Source organism: Amycolatopsis sp. NPDC006131, assembly GCF_040614175.1.
In the GTDB taxonomy this organism is placed as follows: Bacteria; Actinomycetota; Actinomycetes; order Mycobacteriales; family Pseudonocardiaceae; genus Amycolatopsis_E; species Amycolatopsis_E tucumanensis.
The window spans coordinates 1-10,317 of the sequence record NZ_JBEXTX010000071.1 but is presented as its reverse complement, the minus strand read 5'-3'; the positions used below and the strand labels follow the sequence as shown (position 1 = coordinate 10,317).

9 protein-coding genes are annotated in these 10,317 nt (G+C 70.9%); 4 read left to right on the top strand and 5 right to left on the bottom strand.

The window, feature by feature from the left end; translation table 11 throughout:
- Window positions 1-2 precede the first annotated feature (2 nt).
- Genes ABZ215_RS29395 through entS form a run of 3 tightly spaced genes read right to left on the bottom strand, consistent with a single transcriptional unit; the run spans window position 3 to window position 2,304 of the window.
- A complete protein-coding gene (locus ABZ215_RS29395) occupies window positions 3-209 on the bottom strand; it encodes an MbtH family protein (RefSeq protein ID WP_191245338.1) in 207 nt (68 codons plus the stop codon).
- 53 nt (window positions 210-262) lie between these two features.
- Window positions 263-1,066 carry an alpha/beta hydrolase gene (locus tag ABZ215_RS29390; protein ID WP_237338080.1) on the bottom strand — a complete coding sequence of 268 codons (804 nt, stop codon included), beginning with the start codon at window positions 1,064-1,066 and terminating at the stop codon, window positions 263-265.
- Window positions 1,039-2,304 carry an enterobactin transporter EntS gene (entS, locus tag ABZ215_RS29385; protein ID WP_354953206.1) on the bottom strand — a complete coding sequence of 422 codons (1,266 nt, stop codon included), beginning with the start codon at window positions 2,302-2,304 and terminating at the stop codon, window positions 1,039-1,041. Before entS ends, ABZ215_RS29390 begins: the two co-directional genes overlap by 28 nt.
- A gap of 64 nt (window positions 2,305-2,368) precedes the next feature.
- On the opposite strand from entS, the gene ABZ215_RS29380 reads away from it, so the two are divergent.
- The 3 genes from ABZ215_RS29380 (at window position 2,369) to ABZ215_RS29370 (ending at window position 6,472) form a co-directional block, all read left to right on the top strand.
- Window positions 2,369-3,964 (top strand): AMP-binding protein, encoded by a 1,596-nt coding sequence (locus tag ABZ215_RS29380; RefSeq protein ID WP_354953204.1) that lies wholly within the window; start codon window positions 2,369-2,371, stop codon window positions 3,962-3,964.
- Between the two features lie 517 nt (window positions 3,965-4,481).
- Entirely contained in the window at window positions 4,482-5,471 is a 990-nt protein-coding gene (locus ABZ215_RS29375) for an iron chelate uptake ABC transporter family permease subunit (protein WP_157358504.1), read from the top strand.
- Window positions 5,468-6,472, top strand: a complete 1,005-nt coding sequence (locus ABZ215_RS29370) for an iron chelate uptake ABC transporter family permease subunit (protein ID WP_354710940.1) — start codon at window positions 5,468-5,470, stop codon at window positions 6,470-6,472. Before ABZ215_RS29375 ends, ABZ215_RS29370 begins: the two co-directional genes overlap by 4 nt.
- 45 nt (window positions 6,473-6,517) lie before the next feature.
- Here ABZ215_RS29370 and ABZ215_RS29365 read toward each other — a convergent pair whose 3' ends face one another.
- Window positions 6,518-7,828 carry a salicylate synthase gene (locus ABZ215_RS29365; protein ID WP_354953203.1) on the bottom strand — a complete coding sequence of 437 codons (1,311 nt, stop codon included), beginning with the start codon at window positions 7,826-7,828 and terminating at the stop codon, window positions 6,518-6,520.
- On the bottom strand, window positions 7,825-9,144 hold the full coding sequence (locus ABZ215_RS29360; protein ID WP_354953201.1) for a SidA/IucD/PvdA family monooxygenase: 1,320 nt from the start codon (window positions 9,142-9,144) through the stop codon (window positions 7,825-7,827). Before ABZ215_RS29360 ends, ABZ215_RS29365 begins: the two co-directional genes overlap by 4 nt.
- A 106-nt stretch (window positions 9,145-9,250) precedes the next feature.
- On the opposite strand from ABZ215_RS29360, the gene ABZ215_RS29355 reads away from it, so the two are divergent.
- Window positions 9,251-10,189, top strand: coding sequence for a methionyl-tRNA formyltransferase (locus ABZ215_RS29355; RefSeq protein ID WP_354953199.1), 939 nt, complete (start codon window positions 9,251-9,253; stop codon window positions 10,187-10,189).
- Window positions 10,190-10,317 lie beyond the last annotated feature (128 nt).

Genomic DNA, 10,317 nt, shown 5'->3' with positions numbered 1-10,317 from the left:
CCTCAGGACTCGCTCTCGACCAGGCTGCGCGGTCGCATGTCGGTCCAGTTGGCCTCGATGTGGTCCAGGCACGCCTGGCGGCTGTCCTCCCCGAAGACGATCCGCCAGCCCGCGGGCACCTCGGCGAAGGTGGGCCACAGCGAGTACTGGCCCTCGTCGTTGACCAGCGCGTAGAAGCGCCCGTTGTCGTCGTCGAAGGGGTTCGTCACCACAAGCCTCCAGTGCCGTCAGGTCAACTGAGGCTTACCTTAGTAAGGCGATACTAAGAGTGTCCAGCGGCGAAAAAGGTGACAAGAGCGTCGTTGACCACGTCGGGGCGCTCCAGATATCCGTAGTGCCCGGCGTCCGCGATTTCCAGGTACCGCGCGGACGGGATCGCGTCGGCGACCTCGCGCGCGAGGTACGCGGGCAGGCGGAGGTCGTCGGCGAACCCGATGACCAGGCAGGGGACGTCGATCGCGCGGTAGGCGTCCAGGCGGCTCTCGGTGATGTCGAGGTCGAGTTGCGCGCGCAGGCCGGGCGTCCACAGGGTCGGCGACATCTCGAAGATGTCCAGCCAGTCCGCGACCGCCGCGTCGTCGTTCAGCGTGCGGGGTGAGAGATTCTGCACTGCCCGCGTGACGGCCTCGTACTTCGCGGGCAGCGCGATCTCGCTGTCCCGCAACTCCTTCTCCGCCGCGCCCATCGCCGCGCGCATCGCGTCCGGACGGCCGCGGGTGGCCATCAGCACGGCCTGGCTGACCAGTTCGGGGCGCGCGAGCATCAGCTCGGTGACCACCTGCGCGCCCATCGACGTGCCGACCAGGCGGCACGGGCCGAGGCCGAGGTGCTCGATCAGGCCCGCGGTGTCGGCGACCAGGTCGTCGATCGTGAAACCCGGCTCGGCGGGTGAGATCCCGCGGTTGTCGAAGGTGATCGCGCGGTAGCCGGCGTCGACGAGCGCGGGCACCTGGTGCAGGTGCCACACCCGGCCGTTCGCCGCGGTGCCCATCACCAGCACCACCGGATCGCCCGAGCCGAGGTCGTCGTAGTTGATCTTCATGCCGTTGACGTCGGCGAGTGGCATGGTTCTCCTTGCAGGCTGGCCCGGCGCAGTCCGGGCATGGTCACCGCGACCAGGCAGACGCCGAGCACGCACACGATCCCGCCGGCCACGATTCCGCCCGCCGGACCGAGCAGCCGCGCGGCCAGGCCCGCTTCGGCGTTGCCGACGGCCGGGCCCGTCGTGGCCTGCGCGAGCCACAGGCTGCTGACCCGGCCCTGCAGGTGGTCGGGCGTGTGGTGCTGCAGCAGCGCGCGGCGCAGGATCTCCGAGGTCGTGTCGCCGACACCCGCGATCGCCAGGAACAACAACCCCAGCCACAGCTCGCCGGACAGGCCGAACGCCGTGACCCCCAAGCCCCACAACAGGACCGACCCGATCAACGCGCGGCCGCTGTGGCGGATCCGGCCGGTCCAGCCGCTGACCAGCGCGCCGATGAACGCGCCGACGGCGGGTGCGGTGTAGAGCAGGCCGACCGCGGACGGGCCGCCGCCGAAGACTTCCGTGCCCATCTGCGGGAAGAGCGCGTACGGCATCGCGAAGAGCATCGCCCACAGGTCGATCACGAGCAGCCCGCGTACGACCGCGTTGCGCCGCAGGAAGCGGAAACCCTCGGCGATCGCGTGGAACGGGTGCTGGTGGTCCTCGTCCGGCTTGCCTGCCCGCAGCTCGGGCAGCCGCCACATGAGCAGGACCGCGGCGACGTAGCCGAGCGCGTCGATCGCGAAGCACGCGGCGACGCCGGGACCGGCCGCGATCACACCGGCGACCGTCGGGCCGACCATCGCGCCGAACTGGCTGGTGACCGTGATCAGGGCGCCGGCCGCGGTCAGGTGTTCCGGCTTGACCAGCGACGGGATCGCCGCCATCAGCGCCGAACCGCCCAGGCCGTTGATCGCGCCGGCGAGGATCGCGGCGACGTAGACGAACCACAGCATCGGGTGCGGGATCGCGGCGTTGACCGCCAGCCCGCCGAGCACGACCGCGACGACCGCCCGCGTGGTGAGGATGAGGCGGCGCCGGTCGACCCGGTCGGCCATCACCCCGCCCGCGAGCAACCCGCCGAGCAACGCGATGCCGAACACCAGACTGACCAGTCCGACCTGGACCGACGACCCGGTCACCTGGTAGACGTGCAGGTTGATGGCGACGTTGGTGAGCGCCGTCGTCAGCACGGTGAGTGTCTGCGCGGCGAAGACGAGCCGGTACGCGGATGCGCTCCGTAGCGGCGTGACGTCGATGACCATTTCCCCGAGCCGCACGAGCACCTTCCCTTCGTAACGTCGGCTAGCCTAACCTAAGTTCGCGCGATCGAGGGAGCTGACGATGTTGCACGGCTGTGTGCCCTGGCCCGAGGAACTGGCGGCGAAGTACCGCGCCGAAGGCTACTGGACCGGACAGTCGCTCGACGTCCTGCTGACCGAGGGCGCGGCGGCGCACGGCGACCGGGTCGCGCTCGTCGCCGCCGATGGGGCGCGCTGGAGCTACGCCGAACTCGACGCGTGGGCCTCGCGCCTGGCGGCCGGGCTGGTGTCGGCGGGGCTGCGGCCGGGCGAGCGCGTCGTGGTGCAGCTGCCGAACGTGCCTGAGTTCGTGGCTCTGTTCTTCGCTTTCCTGCGCGCCGGGGTGCTGCCGGTGCTGGCGCTGCCCGCGCACCGGGAGAGCGAGATCGTGCCGCTGTGCGAGCTGAGCGAAGCGGTCGCGTACGTCGTCGCGGACACCGACGACGCCGGGTACGACTACCGCGAGCTGGCGCGGACGGTGCAGAAGGCGGTGCCGTCGGTGCGGCAGGTGTTCGTCGTCGGCGAGCCCGCGGAGTTCCAGCCGCTGCCGACCGCCGCGCCGGTCCCGTTGCCTTCGCCAGATCCTTCCGACGTGGCGTTGTTCCTGCTCTCCGGCGGGACGACCGGCACGCCCAAGCTGATCCCGCGGACGCACCAGGACTACCTCTACAACGCGCGGGCGAGCGCGGAGGTCTCCGGTTTTTCGGCGGACACGCGGTACCTGGTGGCGTTGCCCGCGGCGCACAACTTCGCGCTGGCTTCGCCGGGGCTGCTCGGCGCGATGGCCGCCGGTGGCACGGTGGTGCTGGCGCCGGATCCCAGTGCGGACACGGCGTTCGAGCTGATCGAGCGGGAGCGCGTCACGGTGGCCGCGGTGGTGCCGCCGGTCGCACTGTTGTGGATGGACGCGACCGAGTTCATGGACGAGGACCTGTCCAGCCTGCAATTGCTCCAAGTGGGTGGCGCGAAGTTCAACGCGGAGCCCGCTTCCCGGGTGCGCTCGACGCTCGGCTGCGATCTGCAGCAGGTCTTCGGGATGGCCGAGGGACTGCTGAACTTCACCCGGCTGGACGATCCGGACGAGCTGAAGATCACCACGCAGGGCCGCCCGCTGTGCCCGGCGGACGAAGTGCTCGTGGTCGACGAAGAGGGCGACCCGGTGGCACCCGGCGAAAGCGGCGAGCTGCTGACCCGCGGGCCGTACACGCTGCGTGGCTACTACCGGGCGGAGCAGCACAACGCGCGCTCGTTCACGCCCGACGGGTTCTACCGCAGCGGGGATGTGGTGCGTGCGCTGCCGTCCGGGCACCTGGTCGTCGAGGGGCGGATCAAGGACCAGATCAACCGCGGTGGCGAGAAGATCCCGGCCGAGGAGCTGGAGAACCACCTGCTGGCGCACCCGGCCGTGCACGACGCCGCGGTGGTCGGGATGCCGGACGAGGTGATGGGCGAGCGGACGTGCGCGTTCCTGGTGGTGCGCGGGGAGGCGCCGACCCTGCGCGAGGTGACGGCCTTCCTGAGGGAGCGCGGCGTGGCGGCGTACAAGCTGCCCGACCGGCTGGAGGTGCTGGACAGTTTCCCGCTGACGAAGGTCGGGAAGGTGTCGAAGGTCGCGCTCGCCAAGCGGATAGCCGGGTGAGCGCTGGCGATCGGTGCGCCGAGGTTGACTCGCGCCGGGTGAGCGCTGGCGTTCGCGGTGCCGAGGTTGACCCGCGCCGCGTGAGCGCTGGCGAACGCGGTGCCGAGGTTGACCCACGCCGCGTGAGCACCGGCGACAGCGGTACCGACGGCGGCCCACGCCGGGTAAGCACCAGCAGCCGCGGCACCCACGCCGACCCACACCCGGCAAGCACCGGCAATCGCGGCGCCGGGGTCCGGCCGCGCCGGATCACCAGCGCCGCCCACGCCAGCCCCCACCGCACCAGCACCAACAGCCGCGACACCCACGCCAGTCCACGCCACGTCAGCACCAGCAGCCGCGCCAACACCGGCCCCCGCCGCGCCAGCACCAACAGCTGCGGCGCCGGCCCACGCCGCGCCAGCGCCGGCCGCCCCAAGCACTTTGCCCGCCCCGCACCTGGAGAACACCCGTGAGCACCGGTGGATCCACCCGAGCCGCCTCCCGGGCGACGCCCCGTCAAGCGCCTGCCCCGCGCCTGGCGGCGCCGTCCCGGGCGGCCGGCCTGGTCGTCGCGCTGGTGGTCCTCGTGGCGATCGCGTTGCTGAGCATCGCGGTCGGCGCGCGGTCCATTCCACTCGGGACGGTCGTCGACGCGTTGTTCCACCGCGACGGCTCCGATTCGTCCTATGTGGTCTGGTCGATCCGGGTGCCGCGGACGTTGATCGGCATCGCGGTCGGCGCGTCGCTCGGCGTGGCGGGGGCGCTGATGCAGGCGCTGACCCGCAACCCCCTCGCCGACCCGGGGCTGCTGGGCATCAACGCGGGCGCGGCGACGGCGGCCGCGTTGTCCGTTGGCGTGCTCGGCGTGACCGACCTGCGGGCGTTCGTCTGGTTCGCGTTCCTGGGCGCGGCCGTCGCGGGTTTCGTGTTGTACGTGATCGCCGGCCGGGGCGGCACGTCACCGGTGCGGCTCGCGCTCGCCGGGACCGCGGTGTCGGCCGCGCTGACCGGTCTGACCCAGGCGATGACGCTGCTCGACACCCAGACGCTGGACCAGATGCGGTTCTGGACGGTCGGTTCGCTGGAGCGCGCCGACGGCGGCACCCTGGTGCGGGTGCTGCCGTTCCTGGCGGTCGGCGTGGTGCTCGCGTTGTTCCTGGCTCGGCCGCTGAACGCGCTCGCCCTCGGCGACGAGGCGGGCAAGTCGCTGGGCGCCCACCTCGGCCGGACGCGCGGGCTGACCCTCCTGGCGGTCACGCTGCTGGCCGGCGCCGCGACGGCGGCGGTGGGGCCGCTGGTGTTCGTCGGGCTGGCGGTGCCGCACATGGTCCGCGCGATCACCGGACCGGACCAGCGTTGGGTGCTGCCCTACTGCGCCCTGCTGGCCCCGGCGCTGCTGTTGCTGGCCGACGTGCTGGGACGGGTGATCGCCAAGGAGGAGATCGACGTCGGGGTGGTGACCGCCCTGCTCGGGGCGCCGCTGTTCATCGCACTGGTGCGCCGCACGAAGGCGGCCCGCTCATGACGAAGACGCTCACCAGGACCCGCACGGCAGCACGCCGCTCGGTGATCGTCTGCGTCGGGCTCGCGGTCGCGATCCTCGGCTTCGGGGTGCTCGCCCTCGGCACCGGGTCGATTTCCGTCGCGCCGCTCGACGTCGTCCGCACCCTGCTCGGCAACGGCAGCCGCATCACGAACTTCGCCGTGCTCGACCTCCGCCTGCCCCGGGTGCTCATCGCGCTGGCCGTCGGCGCCGCGCTCGGCATGAGCGGCGCGGTGTTCCAGAGCCTGTCCCGCAACCCGCTCGGCAGCCCGGACATCATCGGCTTCAACTACGGCGCCACCACCGGCGGCCTGCTGGTCATCCTGCTCTCCGGCGGCGGCACCCTGGCCGTCTCCGGCGGCGCGCTCGCCGGCGGGCTGGTCACCGCCATCGCCGTGTACGTCCTCGCCTGGCAGCGCGGCGTCCGCGGCTCCCGGCTGGTCCTGGTCGGCATCGGCATCAGCGCGATCCTCCAGGCGATCAACTTCTACCTGATCGTCAACGCCCAGATCGCCGACGTCGCCCGCGCGACCGTCTGGCTCACCGGCAGCCTCAACAACCTCGGCTGGACCCAGTTCTGGCCGCTGGTGATCGCCCTGGTCGTGTTGATCCCGCTGCTGCTCGCGGGCGCCCGCCGCCTCGACATGCTCGAGATGGGCGACGACGCCGCGGCCGCGCTCGGCGTGCGGGTCGAGCGCAGCCGCGTGTACCTGCTGATCGTCGGCACCGCGGCGTGCGCCATCGCGACCGCCGCCGCCGGGCCGATCGCCTTCGTGTCCCTCACCGCGCCCCAGCTGGCGAAACGGCTCACCCGGGCCGCCGGCGCGGGCATCCTCCCGGCCGCCTGGATGGGCGCGTTGCTGGTGCTGGTCGCGGACTTCGCCGCCCAGCGGGTCGCCGGGGCGTCGACGCTCCCGGTGGGCGTGGCGACCGCCGCGCTCGGTGGCGCCTACCTCGGCTGGCTCCTCTGGCGCCGCCGCTGAACGCGCGACGGCCCCGGGCGCCGCCCGGGGCCGTCGAAAACCAGCTCAGGCCCGCACCACGAACGGCGCCACCGAGCCCAGCTTCTCGCACGTCTCCTCGAACTCGCGTTCCGGCGTGGAGTCCGCGACGATCCCCGCGCCCGCGCGCAGCCACGCCTGCGCGCCCTCCTGGTACACCGCCCGCAGCACCAGCGCCGCGTCCAGTGATCCGTCCTCGGAAAGCGCTATCACCGCGCCGCTGTACAACCCGCGCGGGTCGTCCATCCGGGAGATCGCGTCGAGCGACTCGCGCTTGGGAATGCCGGACGCCGTCACCGCCGGGAACACCGCCTCCAGCGCGTCCCACGCCGACCGGCCGTCCGCGAGGTCCCCGTTCACCAGCGAAGCCAGGTGCTGCACGCTGCCCCGCTCCTTGATGCCCATGAAATCCCCGACCCGCACCGATTCCGGCACGCACACCCGCCGCATCTCCTCCTGCGCGGTCCGCACCGACACGGCGTGCTCGAACACCTCCTTGGGGTCCGACTCGAGCTCGGCCCGCGCGGCCGCGTCCGCCTCGCTGCCCCGCCCGAACGCACGCGTCCCGGCCAGCGGCTGCGTCGTGACCCGCCCGCTCCCGTCGACCGACACGACGATCTCCGGGCTGAACCCGGCCGCCTCGGCGCCGTTCAACCGCAGCAGGAACGACCGGGCGGGGGTGTTGCCGCGCCGCCCCAGTTCGTAGGTCGCGACCAGGTCCGCCGGGAACGGGATCCGCACGACCCGCGACAGGATCACCTTCTGGTACTGCCCCTGCCGGATCTCCTTGACCGCCTGGGCGACCCGCTCGCGGTAGCTCTCGCCGCCCGCGCGGATGTCCACCTCGGCGGCACGCGGCGTGTCGGCCTCGATGGACGCTTCGAGGATCTCCCGCACCCGTGCCCGCTCGCCCGCGTCCACCCCGCGGATGCGGACGGACTGCCCGTCCAGCCGCACCTCGGTGCGCGGCACGATCACCCGCACCACCTCACCGGGCGGCGGCACGGCGCCGCGCAGCCCAAGCCCCGGCACCAGCCCGGCGAACGAGAAGTGCACGCGACCGTAGGCGTTCCACCCCGTCACCGGCAGCTCCGCGAGCGCCGACCGCATCGCCTCGCCCGGCGACCCGGTCCACGCACGATCGGTCACCTCGTCGCCGTACGAGATGCGCACTCGCTCGGCGTCGAGCGACACCGTCGCGAGCGCACCGCCGGCGAACGTCCACACGCCGTCGCGTTCGTAGACGACGTAGTCGTCGAACCCGGCGCGCGCCAGTCTGGTCACAAGGCTCAGTGGCTCAGCCACCGAGCCGGTTTCCTCGACGTCGTACTCGGTCACGCCCACTCCTCGGCTTTCACACCACTGACCGCGTACTCGGCAGGCCAGTCCAACGACGGTTCCCTGCGGTCGAGGATCGAGCGCAGGATTTCGCCGACCCGCACCGCGGTGTTCGAGAGCAGGGACGAGGTGATGCCGTGCGAGTGCTCGGTCCCGCCCTGCAGGTAGAGCCCGGCCTTCACGTCCGGGGTGACGAGCCGGTAGTCGCGCTCGATCCGCAGGCGGCCCTGCTCGTCGCGGCGGCACTTGGCGGCCAGCTCGCCGAGCAGCGACGTCGGATCGGCCGGACGGTATCCGGTGGAGTAGACGACGAGGTCCGCGTCCAGCACGGTCTTCTCGCCGGTGGTCAGGGATTCGATGGCCATCCGGACGCCGGACTCGGTTTCGGTGACGTCGATGGGGCGGCAGGCGTTGAAGATCCGCAGCCGCTGCACGCCCTGCACCTTCTCGCGGTAGACGCGGCGGTACAGGTCGTCGATGAGGTCGAGGTCGACGGCCGAGTAGTTGGTGTTGCCGTGGTAGTCCATCAGGCGGCGCTTGACGTCCTCCGGCGCGGTGTAGAACGCGTCGACCGCTTCCGGGTCGAAGATCCGGTTCGCGAACGAGCTGTCGTCCGATGGGCTGTAGCCGTAGCGGGCGAACACCGAGCACACCTCGGCGCGCGGGAACTTGTCGTGCAGGAACGCGGCGACCTCCGCGGCGCTCTGCCCGGCGCCGACGACGATGCACCGCTCGGGGTCGGACACCTTGTCGATGCGGTGCAGCAGCTGGTGGTTGTGCCAGATCCGGTCACTGACCGTGACACCCTCGGGGAGGTTGGGCCGCAGCCCGGTGCCGAACACGACGTTGCGGGCACGCAGCACCTGCCCGTCCGTGGTCCGCACGTCGAACAACGATTCCTCGCCCGGAACCGGCGTGATCCCGGCGACTTCGCGGTCGTAGGAGACGAGGTCGTCGACCTTCGCCGCCGACCACTCCAGGTAGTCGTGGAACTCGATCCGCAGCGGGAAGAGGTTCTTGTGGTTGATGAAGTCGACGAGGCGCCCCTGACTGTGCAGGTAGGACAGGAAGCTGAACTCGCTGGCCGGATTGCGCATGGTGACGAGGTCCTTGAGGAACGACACCTGCATCGTGGCGTTGTCCAGCAACATCCCCCGGTGCCAGCCGAACCGCGGCTGACGCTCGAGGAAGTGCGCGGTGACCGCCTCCCCGCCGCCGGCGTTGTGCTCGGTGACGGCGATCGCCAGTGCGAGATTCGAAGGGCCGAAGCCGACCCCGACCAGGTCGTAGACCGGAACTTCCTGCGGTTCTGGCATGCCCGTCCTATCCGTAGATGTACAACCGAGGCAACCCTAACCTAAGTTAGGGGAGGCTTAACTACTACATTCGGGCGTGATGTTGATCCCGGAACGAGGAGGACCGATGCGGGTCGCGATGTTCGGCTACCAGACGTGGGGGCACCGCACGCTGCGTGCACTGCTGGACGCCGGTCACGAGGTGGTGCTCGTCGTGACACACCCGAAGAGCGACCACGCCTACGAGAAGATCTGGTCCGACTCGGTCGCGGATCTCGCCAGGGAGAACGGTGTTCCGGTGATCGAACGCAACCGCCCCGACGACGACGTGACGGCCGCGCTCAAGGAGGCGGACCCGGAGATCATCGTCGCGAACAACTGGCGCACCTGGCTGCCGCCGGAGATCTTCAACCTGCCGCCCCGGGGCACCCTCAACGTGCACGATTCGCTGTTGCCCGCATACGCCGGTTTCTCGCCGTTGATCTGGGCGCTGATCAACGGGGAGAAGGAGGTGGGCGTGACCGCGCACATGATGAACGACGAGCTGGACGCGGGCGACATCATCCTGCAACGATCCGTCGAGGTCGGCCCTCGTGACACGGTGACGGACCTGTTCCACCGCACGGTGGACCTCATCGAACCGGTCGTCTCGGAAGCCCTGGCAAAGCTCGAATCGGGGAATTACGAGCCGGTTCCCCAGGACCGTTCAAAGGCGAGCTTCTTCCACAAGCGGTCCATCGAGGACAGTCGCATCGACTGGACCTGGCCCGCCGAGGACATCGATCGCCTGATCCGCGCCCAGTCCGACCCGTACCCGAACGCCTTCACCACCCACAAGGGACAGACCATCCGGATCACGAAGGCGTCCGTCTCGAAGGGACGGTACGGCGGCACACCCGGCCGGATCTTCATCCCCGAAGGCGACGGAGTGGTGATCGTCGCCGGCGCGGACGCCAGGTTCGGCAAGAACCACGGCCTGGTCATCGAACAGGTACGACTGGAAGACGGCACAGAGCTGGCAGCCACCGAGTACTTCCAAAAGATGGGCGGCTACCTAGGCCGCTGAAAGCGGCGGTTGTCTTTGAACCAAACGAAGCTGGGTGGTCATCCCGTCGCCTGACACGCAACGATCACCTTGAGCCAGGGCCGCAACCCAGGCTCTCTCCGGCGGCCGGACATGCCAGCCTTGCGGCC

Coding starts and splice junctions, on each gene's coding strand:
- ABZ215_RS29390 (WP_237338080.1), bottom strand. CDS start 1,066: ATGCCACTCGCCGACGTCAACGGCATGAAGATCAACTACGACGACCTC.
- ABZ215_RS29380 (WP_354953204.1), top strand. CDS start 2,369: ATGTTGCACGGCTGTGTGCCCTGGCCCGAGGAACTGGCGGCGAAGTAC.
- ABZ215_RS29370 (WP_354710940.1), top strand. CDS start 5,468: ATGACGAAGACGCTCACCAGGACCCGCACGGCAGCACGCCGCTCGGTG.
- ABZ215_RS29360 (WP_354953201.1), bottom strand. CDS start 9,144: ATGCCAGAACCGCAGGAAGTTCCGGTCTACGACCTGGTCGGGGTCGGC.
- ABZ215_RS29355 (WP_354953199.1), top strand. CDS start 9,251: ATGCGGGTCGCGATGTTCGGCTACCAGACGTGGGGGCACCGCACGCTG.